Genomic DNA, 21,184 nt, shown 5'->3' with positions numbered 1-21,184 from the left:
GAAATGTAAGGATATTTGACGTATTTTTAAGCTGGTCGAATACCTATAAAAATTATGGAAAAACCAACTCTACCATACCTTGAGAGCGTACGCAAGCAATTCGTTTACTACAAGACGCTTGGCGAAAAAGCGATTGCCCAACTCGAAGCTGATCAACTGTTCGCGAGAACAAACGAAGACACGAACAGCATCGCGATGATCGTAAACCACCTGAGCGGCAATATGCTCTCGAGATGGACCGATTTCCTGACCTCGGACGGTGAAAAACCATGGCGCGACCGCGACTCCGAGTTTGAAGAAACCCTAAACACAAAAGAACAAGTCATGCTTGCTTGGGAAAAAGGCTGGACCTGTTTTTTCGCGGCCTTGGATGCGTTGACCGACGACCAACTTTCGCAAATCATCTACATCAGGAACGAAGGACACACGGTCATGGAGGCGATAAACAGGCAGCTCGCGCATTATCCGTATCACGTCGGGCAGATCGTTTTCTGTGCCAAAATGCTCAAAAAATCACAATGGGATAGTTTGTCGATCCCGAAAAATGCGTCGAAAACGTATAACTCGGACAAGTTTGCGAAGGAAAAATCCGTCAGGCATTTCACCGATGACGAACTCGACCGAATAAAGTAGATTTCGTTTCATCAATTGGGTAGCGTGACGTATTTTTGTGGCCGATGCCGCAACCCGTGTGGAAGTGCGCCAAAAATGAATACCGACAAATGAAAAAATTGCTGCTGCTATTGCCGTTGTTGCTACTCAACTCTTGTTACGAAGCCCAACGCGACTGTAAAGACTTCAAAACCGGTACTTTCGAATTCACGACGAAAGTGAACGGCGTAAAAAAGACCACGACTTTCGTGCGAACCGAAAACCTCGAAATCGATTATTACGAAGGAAAGGCCGATACGGCTTCGATAAGATGGGTCAACGACTGCGAATATGTGGTGCAGAAACTGCATCCGAAGAATATGGCCGAACACAAGGCGATCGCGATGAAAATCTTGACCACGTCGAAAAATTCCTATACCTTTGAATACGGGATCGTAGGCAGCACCACGACTCAAAAAGGTACCGTCACCAAAATAAAATAAAAGCCCAAATAAATGGAAGTTTTCCTGAATCCGAATGCTTGGATCGCCTTATTGACACTTACTTTTCTTGAAATCGTACTCGGTATCGACAACATCATCTTCATTTCGATAACCACCGGTAAATTGCCGCAGGAAGAACGCAAAAAAGCGACCAAAGTCGGGATGTTCCTGGCGATGTTCATGCGTATCGCGATGCTTTTCGGTATCAGTTTCCTGATCGCGATGAAAGAAGCTTGGTTCAACATCGATGTATCGTGGTTCGAAATGCACGTTTCGGGTCAGGCGCTTATCCTCTTCCTTGGTGGACTTTTCCTTTTATATAAGAGTACGGTAGAAATCCGTGAAAAAGTCGAACATCACGGAGAGGAAGAAAAAGAGGTCAAGAAAAGTGCGGCCAAATCGTTCTCGAACGTGATTTTTCAGATCATCCTGATCGATATCGTATTTTCTTTCGATAGTATTTTGACCGCAGTCGGTATGACGAGCGGTGTAGAAGGTGCTTTGTACATCATGATTACGGCGGTCGTCATATCGGTTCTGATCATGATGCAATTTGCCGTTCCGGTCGGTAATTTCGTGAACAATCACCCGTCTATCCAGATTTTGGCGCTTACGTTTTTGGTGCTCATCGGATTCATGCTGATCACCGAAGCGGCACACGTAGCCCATGCGTCATTCTTTGGCAATACGGTCACGGCCATCCCGAAAGGTTACTTGTATTTTGCGATAGCGTTCTCGCTTTTGGTGGAATTCCTCAATATGAAGATGGGCAAGAACAACAAAAAGAATTCTCCCGACGAAGCTGCATAAACTTGAAATTTCTAGTCGTCATAACCGCATTCCTGCTGCTTTTCAAACCGGTTTTCCCTGTGTTTGAGTATGTGATGAATTACGATTATGTCGTCAAAGTGCTGTGCGAGAACAAAGCAAAGCCCGAAATGCATTGTAACGGAAAATGTCACTTGATGAAGGAATTGGCGAAGGCTTCGGAAACCGAAAAACCCGCTTCCCAAAACGACAAAAAAGCGTTCACACCTATCGAATTGTTCTGCAATACCGCATCTGAAATAACATTGGCCGAAGTGTTCCCGCTCGAGGAAACTTCGGCTTCCTTTTTTTACGCCACTTCCGATTGCATCGGATTTGACGGCAAAGTGTTCCATCCTCCTATTTTGGTATAGCCATTCTTTTTGAGAACCTGAAAACGGTTCCGATTAATTATGCCCACCGGGCAAGAATCGCTATATCCATATAAAATGAAAACGACAAAAACACTTTTTGCCGCAATGGCAACCGCATTATTATTGATTTCGTGCAACAGCGACGACAACGCTCCGACAACGGGAACAGGCAGTCTCAACATAGAATTCGACAACGTCTACCAATCGAACAACCTTATCCTGAATACGCAACCGAACACGACTTCCCAAAATGAAGTACTCAAAATCGGGCAACTCAAATACATCGTCAGCAACATCAAACTGACCAAAGCCGACGGCAGCATTTTCACGTATCCGAAAAGCCAAAGTTATTTCATTGTCGATGAGACCGACGAGGCATCGACCACGTTGCAATTGCAAAACATCCCGTCGGGCGATTATGTTTCGGTTTCTTTCGGAATCGGCGTAGACCAACAACAATGGGAACTCGGAGCCGACGGACAAGGAAATTTCCTGGCTTTGGCCCAATCCGAAGACATGTTATGGTCATGGTCGGCGGGTTATAAGTTTCTGGCTTTCGAAGGCACGTTCACTTCGCCTACCGTTGCATCCGAAACCGCTTTTATGGTGCATACGGGAAAAACCGGAACCGATTACAATTATACGACAATCACTTTGCCGTTGACCAATTCGGCTTTGGTACGCACGGACATCACGCCGCAAATCCACATTTTCGCGGACGCGTCCAAAATCATCGACGGACAGAACAAGATCGTACTTTCCGACAACAATTCAGGAGGCATGGGCGCGATGATCATGGGTGGCGAAAATTTAGCGCTGATAACGGCGAACCTGTCGCAAATGTTCACGGTAAACCACGTACACAACGAATAATGAAGCGGCTTTTCGTTTTGGCATTCATCGGGCTGACGGCTTGTTCGCCCGATGATGCTTCATATACCGACGTTCCGTTCGCGATTTCAAAACCGTCCAATTTTCCCGATTTCGCCTATAATTTCGAGGCCAACATGCCCACACAAGCAGGCTTTGAATTAGGAAAGAAGATTTTTTACGACGGCAGATTGTCTTCGGACGGTACGATTTCGTGCGGTTTCTGTCACATCCAACAACACGCGTTCACGCATCACGGTCACAGTTTGAGCCATGGCGTGAACAATGAGGTCGGATTTCGCAACACGCCGGCTATCCAAAATTTGGCGTTCCAAAACGTATTCATGTACGACGGATCTACCGATAATCTTGATCTTCAACCGTTAATTCCGATTACGAGCGAAGTCGAAATGCACGGGAATCTGACGTCTATAGTCACGATGATGCAATCGGATGCGCAATATCGCAAACTGTTCAAGCGAGCGTTTCCCGATGCAGAAATCGATACGGAACACCTGCTCAAGGCACTCGGCCAGTTCATGGTGATGCTGCAAAGTTCGAATTCGCGCTTCGACAAATGGAGACGCAATGAAACCGGAGCGAATTTTTCAGGCGATGAAACCGAAGGCTACCAGATTTTCCAACAGAAATGCGCGTCCTGCCATACGACCGATCTTCAGACCGACCATTCTTTCCGCAACAACGGATTGGCCGTGAACCAACAATTGTACGATACGGGTCGCGAACGCGTGACGCATTTGCCTTCAGACAAATACAAGTTCAAAGTGCCGAGCTTGCGCAACGTAGAAAAAACCGCGCCTTATATGCACGACGGACGGTTTTACACTTTGGAAGCGGTATTGGAACATTATGCTTCGGGTGTGCAGACATCCGAAACGCTCGACCCTATTTTGCAACAAAACGGTTCGCCCGGAATTGCTTTGACCGATGAACAGAAATCAAAAATCATCGCTTTCCTAAAGACGTTGACCGACGACGAATTTTTGTCCAATCCTAAATTTTCAGAATTCTGATGAAAAAATTTTTATTGCTGTTGTGGCTTCCGATTGCCGTTTTAGCTTCGGAAAAAGACAGCCTTTCGATAAATTACAAACAACGATTCGCAAATATGCTCGACGATTGCGATGCGTGCGGATGTTCGGCCACGGGCGGAAGTATGGGATTCGTGTCCTTGCTCAATACAAATTTCGTCGGCGTGCGGTACATCTATCAACGCTATTCGAGTACCGACGGTTTGTACGCCAATTCGCCTTGGTATACAGAACAGTTCAATTCGGTGCAGATTTGGGGCCGGATACCGATTTTCAAGAATGCACAGGTGAGCGTACTTTTGCCGTATCACAACAATTCGCGCGAAACGGAAACGGCTTCGCATACCATTTCGGGAGTCGGCGATTTGACTGTCATCGGACTCTATCGCGTGTATCAAACGACGACCGATTCGACTTTTCTCGCGCATACGATCCAACTCGGAGCCGGTGTAAAAGCCCCGACGGGAAAATACGATGAGACGAACAACGGCAGTATCAATCCGGGTTTCCAGCTCGGAACGGGAAGTTTTGATTACCTGTTGTTGGCCGAACACATTTTAAGACGCAGGCAATTCGGGTTCCAGACGATGCTCAACTACATCATCAAAACCGAAAACGACCAGCATTACCGATTCGGCAACCAGTTCAATTATTCGGTCACACTTTTCTGGCTTCGTGAAAAAGACGATTTTTCGTTTTCTCCTCAATTGGGAGTCGCCGGCGAAGTCTCGGAAAGCAACCGCCAATACGACCAAGTCGTGGCAAAAACCTCGGGAAGCGTTTTGTTCGGGAAAATCGGAATCGAAGCCGGAATCAAACGCTTTTCGGCCGGAGCGCAGTTTTTATTACCGATAAGTCAGGATTTGACGGGTGGACGTGTGGATGCCAAATACCGTTTTGGTGTGAATTTGAATTATAGTTTGTGATTTTTTGCCACGGATTCACAGATTTTATAGCTCCGCGCGGAGTTGCGAAAAAGCGTCCCGCGTGAACACAAAACCCAATATGTAAAGACCAAAACGCTCTAAGCGGAACGCATTTTGCGCAGCGCGCAAGCAAAATGCCGATAAACACTTCCGAATTCCAGCGCCATGAGCGCGCAGGCGGGTACCTGACTTGCTGAAGATTCGGAAAAAAGGAAAAGCTGTTTGAGCGCAGCGAGTTCTTTTCCTTTCCGAAGCAAGGCGATGTCAGGTCGCCGAGCGGTCGCGCCAAAGGCATTTTTGTTTCTTTTGTTGCCAGACAAAAGCAAGCCCCGCTGGCAAGCGAAAACCTCAAGCAAACTTCGATGCACAGAACAAAAAAGCCGCTATAAAGCGGCTTTCTATTCCAAAGACAAAGTAATCTGCCCTTCATCATCAATCTCCGTATCCGGCGCTTCACCCAAAACAATCTCGGGTTCAGGAATTTCCTCAACCGGCGGATCGAACGGCAACGGTTCGAGCAAATTCACTTGCTTGAGCTTCTCCGCCGTAAGCTGGTTACCCAAAGCCTTGAAGCCTTTCACCGTAATGAATTGCTCGATATCGATGGTCTGGTTGTCTTTCTGTACACCTTTTACTTTAGCAAAAATGATTTCCGCAACCGGACGATAATCGGTAGACACGATTTCCAATTGGGAATTCGCGTGCTCGGTTATGAACGAATCTTCCTTGTTTTCATTCTCGACCAAGAAGCGCTTCACGAAATAACGTTCTTTTTCCCCATCGTAATAAATGGCCGAAACCGGTTTGTTCGGGATCCATTTTTCAAGGATGATCATATCTTCGTCGAAATGCGTCGACAAATCGGGAACGATGACCTTGAGTTTGCCCGAAGACGAGATCACGAGCAATTTATCGGTCGGACGGAATTCACCCAGAAGTTCGCCTCTCGCATCGGTGTTCAAACGCTGAACCGTATCGTCGAACCAAATTTTACGCGGCAAAAGCGTCGAAATCCCTTTTTCCTTTAGTTCGATTTTTTTGATCGGATACTTGGAAACCGTGTTGCCACGTGAATTTCTCCCTTTGATGGCCATATCGGCAAAATCGAGGTCGAACTTGAGCTTTTTGATGGTGCCGATCTGTCGCAACAAAACCGTGATCACCTCGGCTTCTCCATTCGGATTGGCCGTAAAATACAACACCATAGAACCCGGTTTTTCCTGGGTAAGGTCGTACATCTTGTCGCGCGTCACACCCGAAACGTTGAAACGCTTGATGAAACTCGAACCCGACTTTCCGTCGCGATAGACCATGTTGTAAATCGTGCGCTTGTCGTTCTTGTCGAAAACCGCCGCGTAAATGATGTCCTTGCCGATGAATTTCTTGTCGTCGACTTTGGTGATCATCATATTTCCGTTGCGAAGGAACACGATCACGTCGTCAATGTCGGAACAATCGCCGATATATTCGTCCTTTTTGAGGCTGGTCCCGATAAAACCTTCCTCTTTGTTGACGTACAATTTGGTGTTTCGAAGCACGACTTTGGTTGCTTCGATATTGTCGAACGAGCGCAATTCGGTTTGGCGTTCGCGTCCTTTGCCGTATTTCTCTTTAAGTCTGTTGAAGTAAGCGGTCGCGAAATCGACGATGTGCTCCAAATGGAACTTCACCTGTTCGATCTCACCTTCCAAAGCTTCTAGTTTTTCCTGCGCTTTGTCGATGTCGAATTTCGAAATCCTTTTGATTCGGATTTCGGTCAGACGAACGATATCTTCCTCGGTAACGGCGCGCTTCAAATGTTTCGTGAACGGCTTCAACCCTTCATCTATCGCCTTGATCACGCCTTCCCAAGTTTCTTCTTCCTCGATAAGTCGGTAAATGCGGTTTTCGATGAAAATGCGTTCCAACGAAAGGAAATGCCATTGTTCCTCGAGCTCGTCGAGTTGGATTTCGAGTTCTTGCCTGAGCAGTTCGACCGTGCGATGCGTAGAAACACGCAACATTTCAGAAACCCCGACGAATCTCGGTTTATGGTCTTCGATGACGCAACCCAAAGGCGCGACCGAGGTTTCGCAAGCCGTGAACGCGAACAACGCGTCGATCGTCTTATCGGGAGAAACGCCTGGGAAAAGATGGATCAGGATTTCGACTTCGGCAGCCGTATTGTCCTCGATTTTCTTGATTTTGATCTTGCCTTTCTCGTTGGCCTTGAGTATGGAATCGATAAGAGTGGAAGTATTCGTCGAAAACGGGATTTGCGTAATGACGAGCGTATTCTTGTCGAGTTGCGAAATCCTGGCACGCACACGGACACGGCCGCCGCGCATTCCGTCGTTGTAATTCGAGACGTCGGCGATTCCCTGCGTCGGAAAATCGGGGAAAATCGTGAACGGCTTGTTCTTGAGGATTTTTATCGACGCATCGATGAGTTCGTTGAAGTTGTGCGGCAACACTTTCGTGGACAAACCGACGGCGATCCCTTCGGCTCCTTGAGCAAGCAACAACGGGAATTTCACCGGAAGGTTGATCGGTTCGTTGCGGCGTCCGTCATAAGAAGCTTGCCATTCTGTAATCTTTGGCGAATACAGCACTTCGAGCGCGAATTTCGTGAGGCGCGCCTCTATGTAACGCGAGGCAGCCGCTCCGTCTCCGGTAAGGATGTTCCCCCAGTTTCCCTGCGTATCGATAAGCAAGTCCTTCTGCCCGATCTGCACCATCGCATCACCGATCGAAGCGTCGCCGTGCGGATGGTATTGCATCGTATGCCCGACAATGTTCGCTACTTTGTTGTAACGGCCGTCGTCGAGTTCGCGCATCGAGTGCATGATGCGTCGCTGAACGGGCTTGAAACCGTCTTCGATAGCCGGTACCGCGCGTTCAAGGATCACATAAGACGCGTAATCGAGAAACCAGTCCTTATACATCCCGGTGACTTTGACGATCGTGTCTTCGGGGTTGGCTTCATGGCTTTCGAAAAAGTGCGCGCTTTCGGCAGATGAGGCATCGTGGGCCAGGCTTTCGGAAGGTTCGTCTTGCAGGGAATCTTCGGAAGTCGGTTCGATGTCGTCGAAATTATCGTCTTCTGGGATGTTGTTTTCTTCGTCTTCGCTCATTATCGCGAACAATTTTATTTTTTATGACCTTGAAGATTCTGAAATCTTGAGATCCGATTTTTATGATTAAACAATTAAGAGAGTTTAGAAAGTTAAGATTTTACTTTTCGACTTAACGCTCTAAACTACCTCGACCGTAAAAAACTATTTTTCAACTACGTCCAATTCAACTTTGAGGTTTCGGATGATGAACTCCTGTCGGTCGGGCGTGTTTTTTCCCATATAAAATTCGAGCAACGTCTCAATGGTCGTCGCGCGGTCGAGCATTACGGGATCTTTTCGCATATCGGGCCCGATGAAATGCGCGAACTCGTCTGGCGAGATTTCTCCCAATCCCTTAAATCGCGTGATTTCGGGTTTCGGTTTGAGTTTTTCAATGGCCGCGACGCGTTCCTCTTCGGTATAACAATAAATCGTTTCTTTTTTGTTGCGCACGCGGAAAAGCGGCGTCTGCAAAATATACAAATGCCCTTCTTTGATGAGTTCGGGGAAAAATTGCAGGAAAAACGTAATCAACAACAATCGGATGTGCATGCCGTCGACATCGGCGTCGGTCGCGATCACGATGTTGTTGTAGCGCAGGTCTTCCATGCTTTCCTCAATATTCAAGGCCGCTTGCAACAGGTTGAATTCCTCGTTCTCGTACACGATTTTTTTGGTCATGCCGTACGAGTTCAACGGCTTTCCACGCAGCGAAAAAACGGCTTGCGTATTCACGTCGCGCGATTTGGTGATCGAACCCGAAGCCGAATCTCCTTCGGTGATGAATAACGTACTTTCGAGATAACGCGGATTCTTGATATCGGGCAAATGCACGCGGCAATCGCGCAGTTTTTTGTTGTGGAGACTCGCTTTTTTGGCGCGATCCCTTGCCAATTTACGGATTCCTGAAAGCTCTTTCCTCTCGCGTTCCGCCTGTAGGATCTTGCGCAACAACGCATCGGCGGTTTCGGGATTCTTGTGCAGGAAATTGTCGAGATTCGTCTTGATGAAATCGTTGATGAACGTTCGTACACTCGGCAAATCCGGGCCCATTTCGGTAGAACCCAATTTGGTTTTGGTCTGCGATTCGAAAACGGGTTCCATGACCTTAACCGAAATCGCGCCTACGATCGACTTTCTGATATCGCTGGGTTCGAAACCTTTGTTGTAGAATTCGCGAACGGTTTTCACCATCGCCTCGCGAAAAGCGTTCAAGTGCGTCCCGCCTTGAGTCGTGTTCTGGCCGTTGACGAACGAATGGTATTCTTCCGAATATTGCGTTTTGGAATGCGTCATCGCGATCTCGATATCGTCTCCCTTAAGGTGAATCACGGGATACACCATGTCCTCGATCTGGATTTCTTCCTCGAGCAAATCCTTCAATCCGTTTTCGGACGAATATTTCTCGCCGTTGTAATAAATCGCAAGGCCGGTGTTGAGATAGCAATAGTTCTTGAGCATCCGGATCACATATTCATTCCGGAATTTGAAGTTCTTGAAGATCGTATCGTCCGGGATAAAAACGACTTTGGTGCCGCGTCGCTTCGTAGTCTCGATCAAATCTTCCTCGAGCGTGAGTTCGCCCGCAGAGAATTCGGCGGCTTTTTGTTTGTCGTCACGTACCGATTCCACACGAAAATACGTTGAAAGCGCATTCACCGCCTTGGTTCCGACTCCGTTCAGGCCAACCGATTTCTTGAACGCAAGCGAGTCGTACTTACCGCCCGTATTCATTTTCGAAACCACGTCTATGACTTTGCCGAGCGGAATGCCGCGTCCGTAATCGCGCACCGAAACCTGCTTGTCGCGGATGCTCACCTCTATGGTCTTGCCCGCGTTCATCACGAACTCGTCGATACAGTTGTCGATTACTTCCTTGAGCAGGATGTAAATACCGTCGTCTGGCGAAGAGCCGTCGCCCAGTTTCCCGATGTACATGCCGGGACGCATGCGGATATGCTCTTTCCAGTCGAGGGAACGGATATTGCCTTCGTCGTAATTGGTCAGTTCGGACATTCTTGATAAATCTGGTTTTTAGCTAATATAATTCTATTACGCGCGCGGGAAAAGAGGGAAGTTGGGAAGTTATCAAGATGATATTGACAGGGTGAGTGGTGAGTGGTGAATGGTGAATGGTGAAATGTGAAATGTAAGATATGATTCGCAATTTGGATCGATAGTAAAATTGATGATATCAAAACCACTAATCACTATTCACTAACCAATTTTCACATTTCACATTTCACATTTCACCAATCATATCCCATATCAACCCTCACGACTTCTTAATCCGATACGTCGCCACCGATTCCCGATTGATGAAAATCGTCAAATAACCCGACGCGTCCTTTTCAAGCGGGACTTCGAATTCGGTGATGTTGCCGTTGCGCTTCACGTCGGCGAAACGGATTTTGTTGTCGCTGCTCAACGCATACGCGACTTTATCGGTCTTTAGGTTTTCGACCTTGAACGGGATGATGTAATTGCTCGGCAAAATCCCCGATTTCGGGAATGTGATGCGGTAGTCGGAACCGATGTACTCGCCCGAATACAACGGCAATCCGGCGAATTCCTCGGCTGTTTTGTTCGTGAGCAGCCATTTTGTCTCATCGGGAAAATGATTGAGGAAAAACACGTTCGGATCGGTAAAAAAATACCCAGGATTGAAACGGTTCACGAATTTTCCGGTTTCCGAATCGACCGAACCCGAGCCCCATGTCACGTCTATGAATTTCCACTGTCCGTCGATTTTGACTGCATTCCAGATGTGATCCGCGGCAGTCGGCAATTTCCCGATATGTGTCGGATGCGATTTCGACGTGCCCGGAATCGTGATCGTTTCCAATCCGCTCAAGGCCGCAACGCGATCATACAAAGCGGTATAACCACGGCATACGCCTTTTTTGGAGCGCAATGTCTTGTTGGCCAAATCGAGATTGTATTCGCGCAATTTGCGTTCTTTCTCTTCGGGCGTGCGGTACGAAAAAGCGACCTTTCCGCCTTGGTTCGAACGGTATTCGGTCAAATCGTAACGTACGTTTTTGGCGATCCAGGTGTAAATCGCGCGCGCTTTTTCGACATCCGAAGAAAAGTCCGAATTCACTTTTTCGGCCAATTTTTCGGGAGAAGAAAATGTCGCCGGATACGCACTTGCGACGCGGTCGACGGCGGCCAAATCCTGGGCCGAAGCGAAAGTGCCGACCAACAACAAAAGCGAAAGGATCAGTTTAGGAAAAAAGGAAGTTCTCATACACACCGTCAAGCAACATTTTTGCCATAAATGGTTAACGGAGTTTTAAAGTTTTTATTGGGAAAATTCCAAATTCCAATATCAAAAAAAGCCTCCACATGAGAGACGTTTGGGTTGGCGTCGCCACGACCGTCACGTGCAGCCTAAAACACATAACGGCCGAAAGCTTGCCGGTTTTATGATTTTGTGTCGGAAATCATGTCGCGACCAGCTCGCAATCAAATCCCAATTCGATCATACAATCCTGGATGATTCCCGTTTCGGTTTTTTTGATGTTCACCGCATGCAGCAGTTTGTGTTTGTGATTGAGGTCGAAACGGATCTGTCCCGCTCGGTAAATCCTTTTGTGCAGCAGCCTTTCAAGCACTTGCGCCTGATTGGTCGTCTCAACGTTGGTTTTGTAATATGCGTTCATGGTATAGGTGTTTAGTCGTATTTCTTTTTGACGAACCAGATGTCCTGGAGCACGATGTTGAAGCTGAACGTGCGATAGTTCTCTTTCACGAGCGTTTCCGAAATCGCGCCTCTTTGCCCGAATCCGTAAGTCAGGTTGATCATCGAGGCGGTTCTTCCCGGAATGGGCAACCCGATGCCGAAAACCGCTTTGTAGTTCGTAATCCTTTTGTCGTTTACGGCCAGATAGCCGTTGTCGAAATTCATCCCGGCGCGCAACCGTATCTTGTCGTAATAGTAATATTGGCTTTTGTTGCGCATGTATTCCATGCCGAACCCGAAGAAGTCCTGGTCGACGAATCGCCCGATATGGTCTTCCATATTCACCGAATTCCAAAAAGAGCGTTTGTAATCGGCCGTGATGCCGAAGCTGTCGTTGAATTTGTAATAGCCGCCAACGGTGACTTCCAACGGAAGTTTGAAGCTTTCCATGGGCACGTCGACCGAACTTTCGAGGTTCGTCTGGATCAGGTCGACGACTTTGTACGCCGTGATGTCTTTCGTGCCTTTGATCGATGCGGGAAGCTTTACGGTCATGGCCGATGTGAACTTCTTTCCGAATTTGCCTTGTGCGCCCGCCACGAAACGGAATCCGCGGTAATAATTCTTCTCGTTGACGACCAAAAGATCGTTTCCGACCGTAGCGAACTCGTCTTCCTGAATTTTTCCGAAAAGATAGTTCACGCCAAGACCGACATTGAAGCGCGAGCCGAGTTTGCGTCCGTAATTGAGCGTGAAATTGCTGAGTCCGCCGGTTCCCGAAACATCGCTCGTGTACGTGCCGTCCGAACCTTCTATGTCGCCTGTGATTCCCGTGATATTGTAACCGACGTCGGAATACGGCAGCAATGTCGCCCCTATCCCATCTTTGTTAGACAACGCGAAAGCGAACGCGATGTTCGAGAACGAGAACGTCGTCGCGTCCTGTCCGCCGTCCGAATTGCTGAAAGTGGTAGCTTCTCCTTTTCCGCCAAGGTCGAACATGAACGATTTCTCGGGAATGGTCGCATAGGCCGCGGGATTGAGGTTGTTGATTTCGGTCGTCATCGGCAACGCGATTCCCGTTTCACCCATGGCGTTGGTCTTTCCCGGAGCGGCTTCGTTGAGACGTCCCAATCCGAAAAGCGAATAAGGCGAACCCGTCTGGTTGTTGGTCTGGGCGTGCAGTCGGACACAAAAAAGCAAGACAGCGGCGGCCTTAATCGTAAATCGCATAGGTAAGTTCAAGTTTCGATTCGTAATTGTTGTGCGCCTGTCCGTTTATGATGAGTCGGCTTACCGCGGAATTGTAGCCTTTTGGCATAAGCACCAATCCGTAATGCAGGAATTCGGGATCGTCAAGTATCTTTTCGAGGAATTGTTCTACAGGTGCGACCACATACACTTCGTTATATTCGGGATTTACTTTGTCGATATAAGCCATGACGTCGTTGCCGGCCGCATCGGTAAGCAAACCCAAGATGTCGTTGTTGCGGTCTACCATGGCCACGTAAAGCGAATCGGTCGAATACAATTTATCGTTATAATAATTCGGATTTATGCGCAGTTTGAGGTTCGCCTTGAAAATCTTTCCGTTGTTGTCGTTGATTTCCTTGATCGATCGGATCGTCGGGAACATGATTTTGGTCGTGATGCCGATTCCGCCTTGCAGATACGTTAGATCGTTCGTCGCCTGGCTGCCAAGTTCGGTTTCCTGGGAAACGAGAGACGAAAACACCGTGTCTGCTCTGTCGCTCGTGATGCGGTTGGCGTACTTCTTTACCTCATCGACGCCGTTGAGCTTGAAATCGAGATAATCGCTTTCGTCGTCGCTGCTGTCGTCATCGTCCGAATAATAAAGCCGGATGTAACTTTTGGTCGCGCTGTAACCCATGATTGCCGCGTTGTCGTCGTCCGCCGGACTGATTTTGATGCCCTTGAAACGATCGCGCAATGTTTCGGAACTCACGATTTCGTCGCTGCGGATGCCGTCGAGCAAATCCTGGCCAAGAGCATCCGACAACCGAATGGTCAGTGAGTCCTTGCTGATTCGGGGACGGAAAGTCTTCTCCCCGAGCAGGTCGTCGGATGCGTCAAAATCAACGGTGTTGTAGTAGTCGTCGACACCGTTGGACAACGTAATGGTTTCCGTCAGCCTACGGACCTTTACGCGTTGGGTGGCCAGCGTATCATTATAAAAATAACCGTCATAAGAAAGGTTGAGCACGATGCTGTCGAAAACGGCTCCTTCGGGAATGTAATACGTCGCGGGAACGACTTCCATAAAAGCGTCGGCGCGCACTTTGCCGAACACGGGATCTTCATATCGGCCGACGAGCAAGCGGTTTCCCGAATCGTTGACGATACTGTCGAATTTATACGTAGACATGTCGATCTGGAAACTGTCAATCTCTATAAGCCGAAGATTGCTTCCCGTAAGATTGTCCGAATCGAGCCATACGTCGGTTTCCCCGCACGATACGGCCAGAGCGCCCAAAATGAAAAGCGCGAAAAGTTTGAGTGAATGGGTCATGGTCCAAAAGTAGAAGCGCATTCCGTCCGTAAAAAACAATATCTGCAACCGCTTTTTTTTCGTCGACGGTTGGCTTTTAAAACGCGATATACGGCTACGGAATCCGATCGGCAGAAAAAAACGGGCATTTGCAGACAAAAAACCGCCATCCGCATAATATAGTTTAGCGACAAATGCACATCGCCTAAGTTTGGATCGCATTCAAAAATCAGACACACTTATGCTTTACGACAAAAAACAAATGGTTTTGGCACTGGCACTGGTCGCCTCGCTTTTTTCAGGTTGCTCGAGCGATGACGAATCGGTAAAAGGAAACTGGCTCGTCTCTACGGTTTTCGACGGTTCGCCAAGATCGAGCGCCGTGAGTTTCACCATTGGCGATTACGCGTTCATGGGAACGGGTTACGACGGAGACGATTACCTGGCCGATTTCTGGAAATACGACATCAACGGCGGTTATTGGACACAGGTTTCGAATTTTCCGGGTTCAGCCAGAAGTTCGGCCGTCGCATTTTCGATCGGCAGCAACGGCTATGTAGGTACGGGTTACGACGGCACGTACGAACTCGGCGATTTCTACAAATACGATACGAACGGCGACACCTGGGAACCGATCGCGGATTTTGGCGGTACGCCAAGACGCGCCGCAGTTGGTTTCAACTCATCTTCGAATGGTTATGTCGGAACGGGTTTCGACGGCACGAACGACAAGAAAGACTTCTGGAAATTCGATCCTACCACGAATTCATGGACGGAAATGTTCGGTTTCGGCGGCAACAAACGACGCGAGGCCGTGAGTTTTACGATAAACGACAAGGTGTATTTCGGCACGGGCGCTTCGAACAACATCAACCAGGTCGATTTTTGGTCGTTCGACCTCGACGACGAGACTTGGACGCGTCTCAAAGATGTGGACGACAAGAGTTCGTACGAGATCGAACGCGCCAACGCTACCGGTTTCGCGATCGGGAATTATGGTTACATCTGCGGAGGCAACGGCTACAACAGCACTTGGGAATACGAACCCGGCACCGACAAATGGACCAAGAAAACCAATTTCGAGGGCGCTTCCCGACAGGACGCTTCCGTAATCTATACAAGCACACGCGGTTTCGTGATGCTCGGCAAGAACGGTAACTATTACTACGACGACATGTACGAGTTCCAACCCAACGAACCGTATGAGGACGAAGACTGATAATTTGTTTTTTGTTTGGGGTCGGGTTTTCGGACTTGGCCCTTTTTTGTTTTTTATGAGAATCTTGACAGTTGCGCTTTTCGCGCTTGCGTACCTTTCGTGCCAAAGAAAACCAGACGACATTTCGACAGAAGTTTACGCTACCGACAAAGGATACGCCTACCGCATCTACCTTCACGGAAAAACTGCGATACAACAGGAAACCGTTCCCGGATTGCCCGGAGCGAAACCTTTTTGCGACAGCCTCGATGCCCAAAAAGTATCGCGCCTTGTGAAGTTCAAGATCGAGAAGCGGCAAAATCCCGCCGTGACATCTGCCGAGATCGATTCGCTTAAGATCGGTACCAAATGCTGAAAAAGATTTACCCGGCCTTTTCGGGCAACACGCGCAATTTCCTGCTGCACCTGATGCTTTGGGTGCTTTTGCTTTCGGTGCCGTTCATGGATATGGTCACGCATCGCGGCGATTTCGACTTGTGGTTGTTGTTCCGGCTTATCATCGCGCTCGGGCTTTTCTATTTCAATTATTTCATACTTGTTCCTAAATTGTTGATTACGCGCAAGCTCGCGTTGTATCTCGCCGTAATCATCCCTTTGGTGTTCGGCATGTCGTATTTGTCGGCTTTGTTTACCGAATTTCGGATGCCGAGGCAAGCTCCGGCGGGATTCGTGCGGACGTTCCAACCCGATTTCCCGATGCGTTACATCCCGTCGCTCGTGACCTTTACGCTTCACGCGCTTGCGAGCACCATGTCGCGGCTTTACATCGAATGGAGTAGCACGAGCAAGAAGCAGATGGCGACCGAATCGGAAAAACGCGTAGCCGAACTCATGTTCCTCAAGGCGCAGTTGAATCCGCATTTCTTTTTCAACTCGCTCAATACGATCTATTCGCTGACGATCAAAAAGGCGCAACAGGCACCCGAAGCCATCATCAGTCTGTCGAACCTGATGCGTTATGTATTGTACGAAACCGACAAGGACGTGGTGCGGCTTGAGGATGACCTGCAATATTTGAGCGATTACATCGAATTGTCGAAACTTCGGCTTACTGCCAACAACAAGGTCGATTTCATCGTGAACGGCGAAGCTGACAACCTGTTGATTCCGCCTTTGCTGTTCATCTCTTTCGTCGAGAACGCGTTCAAGCACGGTGCGGCTCCGGTAGACGATTCGGGCATCCATATCAGTTTTGACATCAGTCCGAAACAGATCGCCTTCCGCGTAGAAAATACGATCCATATTGAACGCACGGCCGGAAAACGCTCTGGTGTCGGGCTCGAGAACACGCTTTCGCGCATCAACCTGTATTTCCCCGATCGCAATTTTTTCAGCGCCTTTGAGCTCGACGGGCGTTACATCGTCAACCTAATAATCGCCTTATGAGCCTAAAAACCGTAATCATAGACGACGAGCCGCTGGCTATAGAAGTCATCAGGAGTTATTGCGACTCGTTGTCGGACATCGAGGTCGTGGGCCAGTTCTCGAATCCCGTCGAAGCGATGACGTTCATCAATTCGAATACGATCGACCTGGTTTTCCTCGATATCGAAATGCCGTTGCTAAGCGGTATGGAACTTGTCGAGACCTTGAGATACAAGCCGCAGATCGTGTTTACGACGGCCTATCCGCAGTTCGCTTTGGAAGGTTTCGAACTCGACGCGATCGATTACCTGATCAAACCCGTGGCGTACAAGCGCTTTTTGAAAGCGATGAACAAGGTGCGCAAACAGCTTCCCGGAGAAAACGCATCTGAAGTAAAAATAACTCCGGAAGCCGAAAAACCGTTTATTTTCATCAAATCGGAATACGAAAGCCTCAAGGTTTTCGCCGACGAGATCAAGTATGTGGAAAGTTTGCGCGACTATCTGAAAATACACTTGTCCAACGGGAAATACGTGCTCACGCTTTCGAATTTCAAGAACCTTCTCGAAAAATTGCCCGAAAAGACGTTTATGCGCGTGCACAATTCGTACGTGGTGAACATCAGTTTCATCAATTCGATACAACGCAACAGGATTTTGATCGACAACAACAGGATTCCGATCAGCGATACGTATAAGAAGGCGTTTTTTGAGAAGATTAGGATTTGAGCGGAATGCCTGACAAAACATGCCGTCGTTCACGTCTGCATATTTGATGGAGATACGCAAAATTACAGACACACATTTTGCCATCATAAATATTCGCCCCAATTCGGGAATCGCGAAACGATTTTGCTTAAATTTAATGTAAATAATTGATAATTAGAATATAAAACATTATGCCTAAGTATGTAATAGAACGAGAGATTCCAGGTGCGGGCAACCTTACCCAGGAACAATTAAAAAGTATATCGCAAACCTCTTGTGATGTATTGCGCAAAATGAGTCCTGAAATAAATTGGATCCATAGTTATGTTACTGATGACAAAATATTTTGTGTCTATCAGGCTCCAAATGAAGAAATGATACGTGAACATGCGGAACGAGGAGGCTTTCCCGTAAATAAAATATCCAAAGTCTCGACTGTGATCGACCCGGCAACAGCCGAATAATTCCCTCATCTTCCAACAAGAGCCATCTCTTACCGGTAATGGCACAAAATCCCTGTATCGGTCAACGACCACAAAGCCGCTTTTTGTCCGCCCGATTTAAGGCAGTTGTTCGCCCAAGCATTACACGTGTAAAACAGGTTGTATTTGCCATGCGCCTCGAAAAACAGATCGTGGTCTCCGTAGGAAGCGTTCGGGATTTGTACGGTTTGCCCGTCCTTTTTGATAAACGACGATTCCGCGAAGGCCACCATGCGTAAATATTCCTGCTTGCTTACCATGACCTTGATGCAAAGTTCGCTTTCCTTTACTTCTTTATGGAACGTGGCATGCATCAAACCTGTGCCCATCCAGAATGCAGCCTTGAAAGCCGTACTCGCTTTGAGGTCGCTCCATTCGGGTGTGTTTAAGTAAAAATCGTGGTCGCCCCATCCGAGTCCTACATATTGGAACGTCGAATCTTTCGAAAGGGTTCGGGTCGGATGCACAAGAGGCGTCCAATCTTTGTAGGTGGTTTTTATCGGAAAGACGATATCGGTGTGCACGCCGTTGGATTTGATGTAAATCGCAACGTCACTCGCCCGATCTTCATCTTCGGAATTGACCGTAATTCGCGAAAGCGAAAACATCACTGCAAAATAAGCGATGAGGAAAATTCCGATGAACAATAAGGTTTTGAAGAAATAGCGGCGTAATTTTTTAGCTCCCGACATCCGATTTGATTTTAGCGACTTTCTCGCGCAACTCCAAATCGAGTGCCACATTTTTGATTTTGTGGTTTTCGATGTCGAAATTTTCGTAGAACAACGGGAGCGAGAACACTTCGCGAATGTCCATACCGTATCGCACGAGGTTCGAAGTGGCGAGTTCGAGCACGCTTTTTCCGCCTCTTTGGCCTGGAGAAGTCGCCATAAGCAACGTCGGTTTGTGCTGGAAAACGTCTTTCATGATACGCGACGCCCAATCGAAAGTATTCTTGAACGCCGACGAATACGAACCGTTGTTTTCGGGAAGTGATATGACGAGTAGGTCTGCGGCAGCAATCATATCGAGGAATTCCTGGGCTTTCGGATGGTGTCCGATTTCCTTTTCGATATCGACACCGAACAACGGCATCTCGAAATCCTTCATGCAATAACTTTTCGTACCCGGTTCTTCGAAAAGAGATACCGCGTAAGTCACGAGCTGCATATTTATGGAAGTCGACGAATTGGAACCCGAGAAGGCGAAGATTTTCATGAGATGTTTTTTGGAAGGACGAATGTAGGTATTCCGATTTCCATGTGCAAGATTTGGGAGTTTTAGACCTAACAGGTTTCGAAAGCCGACCGAAGGAAACCTGTTAGGTCTAACCGAAGTTAGTGCCTAAAATCCAATCTGAAGTACAGTTTTTCTGTATCAAATCATAAATTCCCGATTGCCGGCCTCGCCAAATTTGCTTATTTTTAGACAAACCGACACGACATGATTTACTATACCGAAAAACCCCTGTCCGAAGTCATCGAAGTGCTACGCAAACGCGGCTATACCGAAGATTTGAACTTACTCGAGGAAGGCATCACGTACAAAGAAGATAATGAAGCAGTCGAGCTTTCGGACCTTGTAATCGACAAGATTTATAGATTCACAGGCTTCAACGACCTTGACGACGAAGCGATTCTGTACGCGATCCACAATAAATCGGACGGTGTCAAAGGCGTTTTTGTGAATGGTTACGGCACGTATTCCGACCCGAAAGCCAACGAGATCATCGACGCGATTTCCATCAACGACGACGGTCAGGACTGGACAAAATAAAACCCGCCAAAAAAGCGGGTCTTTTTATTATCGATAAAGCTTAAAGCTATTAGACGTTGAAGCGGAAATGCATCACATCTCCGTCCTTCACGATGTATTCTTTTCCTTCCACGCGTAATTTTCCGGCTTCCTTCACTTTTGCTTCAGAACCGAACTGCACATAATCGTTATACGCGATCACTTCGGCACGGATAAAACCTTTCTCGAAATCGGTGTGGATGACGCTCGCAGCCTTCGGGGCCGTATCGCCTATATTGATGGTCCATGCGCGCACTTCCTTGACTCCAGCCGTGAAATAGGTTTGTTGGTTAAGCAATTTATAAGCCGCGCGGATCAAAACGGACGCACCCGGTTCTGCCAAACCTACATCTTCGAGGAACATTTTGCGCTCCTCGTACGTTTCGAGTTCGGTAATATCGGCTTCGGTAGCCACGGCAAGCGTAATGACCTGGGCGTTTTCGTCCTTCACCATTTCTTTGACCTGCTCGACGTATTTGTTTCCACTCACGGCTGAACTTTCGTCTACATTACAAACGTAAAGCACAGGTTTTGTCGTGATGAGCTGGAAATCTTCCATCAAGGCCGTTTCCTCTTCATTCGCAGGAATGACCGTTCTCGCCGATTTCGCCTGAAGCAACGCCTCGCGAATTTTATTCAGGAGACCTTGTTCGACCTGGGCTTCCTTATTTCCCGTTTTAGCGGCGCGGTTCACTTTTTCAAGGCGCTTTTCGACGGTTTCCAAATCTTTAAGCTGGAGTTCGATGTCGATGGTTTCCTTATCGCGGATTGGGTTTACGTTTCCGTCAACGTGTACGATGTTATCATTGTCGAAGCAACGCAATACGTGGATGATCGCATTACACTCGCGGATATTGCCCAAAAACTGGTTTCCGAGACCTTCTCCTTTGCTCGCTCCTTTTACCAATCCGGCGATATCGACGATGTCTACCGTTGCCGGAACGACTCGTTCAGGATTGACGAGTTCTTCCAGTTTCTCGAGGCGCGGATCGGGAACGTTCACGACTCCGATGTTGGGCTCAATCGTACAGAACGGGAAATTCGCGCTCTGTGCCTTGGCGTTCGACAAACAGTTGAAAAGTGTTGATTTACCTACGTTCGGCAATCCTACGATACCTGCTTTCATGGTGTTTTTAGTTCAAAAAGTGCGCAAATATACGCATATAATCGGGGCAAATAACAATTATATAAAACGCTTGGATAAT

At 47.9% G+C, this 21,184-nt stretch carries 22 protein-coding genes; 13 read left to right on the top strand and 9 right to left on the bottom strand.

Annotation, left to right across the window (positions count from 1 at the left end):
* Positions 1-54 precede the first annotated feature (54 nt).
* The 7 genes from HZF10_RS00565 to HZF10_RS00535 all read left to right on the top strand — a co-directional run bounded on the left by HZF10_RS00565 (position 55) and on the right by HZF10_RS00535 (position 5,123).
* Entirely contained in the window at positions 55-633 is a 579-nt protein-coding gene (locus HZF10_RS00565) for a DUF1572 family protein (protein WP_176004214.1), read from the top strand.
* An 89-nt stretch (positions 634-722) separates the two neighbouring features.
* A complete protein-coding gene (locus HZF10_RS00560; protein WP_176004213.1) occupies positions 723-1,094 on the top strand; it encodes a DNA topoisomerase IV in 372 nt (123 codons plus the stop codon).
* A gap of 12 nt (positions 1,095-1,106) precedes the next feature.
* The gene (locus HZF10_RS00555; RefSeq protein ID WP_176004212.1) at positions 1,107-1,904 is read left to right on the top strand and encodes a TerC family protein; all 798 of its coding nucleotides are present in this window, start codon (positions 1,107-1,109) and stop codon (positions 1,902-1,904) included.
* A gap of 2 nt (positions 1,905-1,906) precedes the next feature.
* Positions 1,907-2,275 (top strand): hypothetical protein, encoded by a 369-nt coding sequence (locus HZF10_RS00550; RefSeq protein ID WP_176004211.1) that lies wholly within the window; start codon positions 1,907-1,909, stop codon positions 2,273-2,275.
* Positions 2,276-2,350: 75 nt separating this feature from the next.
* The gene (locus tag HZF10_RS00545) at positions 2,351-3,148 is read left to right on the top strand and encodes an MbnP family protein (RefSeq protein ID WP_176004210.1); all 798 of its coding nucleotides are present in this window, start codon (positions 2,351-2,353) and stop codon (positions 3,146-3,148) included.
* The gene (locus tag HZF10_RS00540; RefSeq protein WP_176004209.1) at positions 3,148-4,179 is read left to right on the top strand and encodes a cytochrome-c peroxidase; all 1,032 of its coding nucleotides are present in this window, start codon (positions 3,148-3,150) and stop codon (positions 4,177-4,179) included. The genes HZF10_RS00545 and HZF10_RS00540 overlap by 1 nt, the downstream gene beginning before the upstream one ends.
* On the top strand, positions 4,179-5,123 hold the full coding sequence (locus HZF10_RS00535) for a transporter family protein (protein WP_176004208.1): 945 nt from the start codon (positions 4,179-4,181) through the stop codon (positions 5,121-5,123). Before HZF10_RS00540 ends, HZF10_RS00535 begins: the two co-directional genes overlap by 1 nt.
* 398 nt (positions 5,124-5,521) lie before the next feature.
* On the opposite strand, the gene HZF10_RS00530 is transcribed toward HZF10_RS00535, so the two are convergent.
* The 6 genes from HZF10_RS00530 to HZF10_RS00505 all read right to left on the bottom strand — a co-directional run bounded on the left by HZF10_RS00530 (position 5,522) and on the right by HZF10_RS00505 (position 14,433).
* Positions 5,522-8,236 carry a DNA gyrase/topoisomerase IV subunit A gene (locus tag HZF10_RS00530; protein ID WP_176004207.1) on the bottom strand — a complete coding sequence of 905 codons (2,715 nt, stop codon included), beginning with the start codon at positions 8,234-8,236 and terminating at the stop codon, positions 5,522-5,524.
* A gap of 144 nt (positions 8,237-8,380) precedes the next feature.
* Complete coding sequence (locus HZF10_RS00525) at positions 8,381-10,234, bottom strand: DNA topoisomerase IV subunit B (protein WP_176004206.1); 1,854 nt, start codon at positions 10,232-10,234, stop codon at positions 8,381-8,383.
* A 259-nt stretch (positions 10,235-10,493) separates the two neighbouring features.
* Complete coding sequence (locus HZF10_RS00520) at positions 10,494-11,468, bottom strand: transglutaminase domain-containing protein (RefSeq protein WP_176004205.1); 975 nt, start codon at positions 11,466-11,468, stop codon at positions 10,494-10,496.
* A 196-nt stretch (positions 11,469-11,664) separates the two neighbouring features.
* Positions 11,665-11,883, bottom strand: coding sequence for a hypothetical protein (locus HZF10_RS00515; RefSeq protein ID WP_176004204.1), 219 nt, complete (start codon positions 11,881-11,883; stop codon positions 11,665-11,667).
* Between the two features lie 11 nt (positions 11,884-11,894).
* Positions 11,895-13,136, bottom strand: a complete 1,242-nt coding sequence (bamG, locus tag HZF10_RS00510) for a BamG family beta-barrel-assembly machinery protein (RefSeq protein WP_176004203.1) — start codon at positions 13,134-13,136, stop codon at positions 11,895-11,897.
* Positions 13,120-14,433, bottom strand: coding sequence for a DUF4270 family protein (locus tag HZF10_RS00505; protein WP_176004202.1), 1,314 nt, complete (start codon positions 14,431-14,433; stop codon positions 13,120-13,122). Before HZF10_RS00505 ends, bamG begins: the two co-directional genes overlap by 17 nt.
* 220 nt (positions 14,434-14,653) lie before the next feature.
* Here HZF10_RS00505 and HZF10_RS00500 point away from each other — a divergent pair, with 220 nt between their 5' ends.
* From HZF10_RS00500 to HZF10_RS00480, 5 genes are all read left to right on the top strand, one after another.
* Positions 14,654-15,631 (top strand): Kelch repeat-containing protein, encoded by a 978-nt coding sequence (locus tag HZF10_RS00500; RefSeq protein WP_176004201.1) that lies wholly within the window; start codon positions 14,654-14,656, stop codon positions 15,629-15,631.
* Between the two features lie 55 nt (positions 15,632-15,686).
* Positions 15,687-15,986 carry a DUF4907 domain-containing protein gene (locus HZF10_RS00495; RefSeq protein WP_176004200.1) on the top strand — a complete coding sequence of 100 codons (300 nt, stop codon included), beginning with the start codon at positions 15,687-15,689 and terminating at the stop codon, positions 15,984-15,986.
* Complete coding sequence (locus HZF10_RS00490; protein WP_176004199.1) at positions 15,980-17,017, top strand: sensor histidine kinase; 1,038 nt, start codon at positions 15,980-15,982, stop codon at positions 17,015-17,017. The genes HZF10_RS00495 and HZF10_RS00490 overlap by 7 nt, the downstream gene beginning before the upstream one ends.
* Positions 17,014-17,724 carry a LytR/AlgR family response regulator transcription factor gene (locus HZF10_RS00485; RefSeq protein WP_176004198.1) on the top strand — a complete coding sequence of 237 codons (711 nt, stop codon included), beginning with the start codon at positions 17,014-17,016 and terminating at the stop codon, positions 17,722-17,724. The genes HZF10_RS00490 and HZF10_RS00485 overlap by 4 nt, the downstream gene beginning before the upstream one ends.
* 170 nt (positions 17,725-17,894) lie before the next feature.
* The gene (locus tag HZF10_RS00480) at positions 17,895-18,167 is read left to right on the top strand and encodes a DUF4242 domain-containing protein (protein WP_176004197.1); all 273 of its coding nucleotides are present in this window, start codon (positions 17,895-17,897) and stop codon (positions 18,165-18,167) included.
* A 29-nt stretch (positions 18,168-18,196) separates the two neighbouring features.
* Here the strand turns inward: HZF10_RS00480 and HZF10_RS00475 are convergent, their stop codons facing one another.
* Both HZF10_RS00475 and HZF10_RS00470 read right to left on the bottom strand, forming a co-directional pair.
* The gene (locus tag HZF10_RS00475; protein WP_176004196.1) at positions 18,197-18,877 is read right to left on the bottom strand and encodes a TIGR02117 family protein; all 681 of its coding nucleotides are present in this window, start codon (positions 18,875-18,877) and stop codon (positions 18,197-18,199) included.
* Complete coding sequence (locus HZF10_RS00470; protein WP_176004195.1) at positions 18,864-19,403, bottom strand: NADPH-dependent FMN reductase; 540 nt, start codon at positions 19,401-19,403, stop codon at positions 18,864-18,866. Before HZF10_RS00470 ends, HZF10_RS00475 begins: the two co-directional genes overlap by 14 nt.
* Positions 19,404-19,628: 225 nt before the next feature.
* On the opposite strand from HZF10_RS00470, the gene HZF10_RS00465 reads away from it, so the two are divergent.
* The gene (locus tag HZF10_RS00465) at positions 19,629-19,961 is read left to right on the top strand and encodes a hypothetical protein (RefSeq protein ID WP_217703313.1); all 333 of its coding nucleotides are present in this window, start codon (positions 19,629-19,631) and stop codon (positions 19,959-19,961) included.
* Between the two features lie 49 nt (positions 19,962-20,010).
* Here the strand turns inward: HZF10_RS00465 and ychF are convergent, their stop codons facing one another.
* A complete protein-coding gene (ychF, locus tag HZF10_RS00460; protein ID WP_176004194.1) occupies positions 20,011-21,105 on the bottom strand; it encodes a redox-regulated ATPase YchF in 1,095 nt (364 codons plus the stop codon).
* Positions 21,106-21,184 lie beyond the last annotated feature (79 nt).

Source organism: Flavobacterium agri, assembly GCF_013401995.1.
Taxonomy (GTDB): Bacteria; Bacteroidota; Bacteroidia; order Flavobacteriales; family Flavobacteriaceae; genus Flavobacterium; species Flavobacterium agri.
This window is presented reverse-complemented; position numbering and strand designations above follow the sequence as displayed.

Excerpts from the sequence above, each read along its gene's own strand:
- HZF10_RS00500 (WP_176004201.1), top strand. The coding sequence starts at position 14,654 with ATGCTTTACGACAAAAAACAAATGGTTTTGGCACTGGCACTGGTCGCC.
- ychF (WP_176004194.1), bottom strand. The coding sequence starts at position 21,105 with ATGAAAGCAGGTATCGTAGGATTGCCGAACGTAGGTAAATCAACACTT.
- HZF10_RS00540 (WP_176004209.1), top strand. The coding sequence starts at position 3,148 with ATGAAGCGGCTTTTCGTTTTGGCATTCATCGGGCTGACGGCTTGTTCG.
- HZF10_RS00535 (WP_176004208.1), top strand. The coding sequence starts at position 4,179 with ATGAAAAAATTTTTATTGCTGTTGTGGCTTCCGATTGCCGTTTTAGCT.
- HZF10_RS00545 (WP_176004210.1), top strand. The coding sequence starts at position 2,351 with ATGAAAACGACAAAAACACTTTTTGCCGCAATGGCAACCGCATTATTA.
- HZF10_RS00520 (WP_176004205.1), bottom strand. The coding sequence starts at position 11,468 with ATGAGAACTTCCTTTTTTCCTAAACTGATCCTTTCGCTTTTGTTGTTG.
- HZF10_RS00505 (WP_176004202.1), bottom strand. The coding sequence starts at position 14,433 with ATGACCCATTCACTCAAACTTTTCGCGCTTTTCATTTTGGGCGCTCTG.
- HZF10_RS00515 (WP_176004204.1), bottom strand. The coding sequence starts at position 11,883 with ATGAACGCATATTACAAAACCAACGTTGAGACGACCAATCAGGCGCAA.
- HZF10_RS00470 (WP_176004195.1), bottom strand. The coding sequence starts at position 19,403 with ATGAAAATCTTCGCCTTCTCGGGTTCCAATTCGTCGACTTCCATAAAT.
- HZF10_RS00495 (WP_176004200.1), top strand. The coding sequence starts at position 15,687 with ATGAGAATCTTGACAGTTGCGCTTTTCGCGCTTGCGTACCTTTCGTGC.
- HZF10_RS00480 (WP_176004197.1), top strand. The coding sequence starts at position 17,895 with ATGCCTAAGTATGTAATAGAACGAGAGATTCCAGGTGCGGGCAACCTT.
- HZF10_RS00555 (WP_176004212.1), top strand. The coding sequence starts at position 1,107 with ATGGAAGTTTTCCTGAATCCGAATGCTTGGATCGCCTTATTGACACTT.
- HZF10_RS00465 (WP_217703313.1), top strand. The coding sequence starts at position 19,629 with ATGATTTACTATACCGAAAAACCCCTGTCCGAAGTCATCGAAGTGCTA.
- HZF10_RS00560 (WP_176004213.1), top strand. The coding sequence starts at position 723 with ATGAAAAAATTGCTGCTGCTATTGCCGTTGTTGCTACTCAACTCTTGT.
- bamG (WP_176004203.1), bottom strand. The coding sequence starts at position 13,136 with ATGCGATTTACGATTAAGGCCGCCGCTGTCTTGCTTTTTTGTGTCCGA.
- HZF10_RS00475 (WP_176004196.1), bottom strand. The coding sequence starts at position 18,877 with ATGTCGGGAGCTAAAAAATTACGCCGCTATTTCTTCAAAACCTTATTG.
- HZF10_RS00485 (WP_176004198.1), top strand. The coding sequence starts at position 17,014 with ATGAGCCTAAAAACCGTAATCATAGACGACGAGCCGCTGGCTATAGAA.
- HZF10_RS00530 (WP_176004207.1), bottom strand. The coding sequence starts at position 8,236 with ATGAGCGAAGACGAAGAAAACAACATCCCAGAAGACGATAATTTCGAC.
- HZF10_RS00525 (WP_176004206.1), bottom strand. The coding sequence starts at position 10,234 with ATGTCCGAACTGACCAATTACGACGAAGGCAATATCCGTTCCCTCGAC.
- HZF10_RS00565 (WP_176004214.1), top strand. The coding sequence starts at position 55 with ATGGAAAAACCAACTCTACCATACCTTGAGAGCGTACGCAAGCAATTC.
- HZF10_RS00490 (WP_176004199.1), top strand. The coding sequence starts at position 15,980 with ATGCTGAAAAAGATTTACCCGGCCTTTTCGGGCAACACGCGCAATTTC.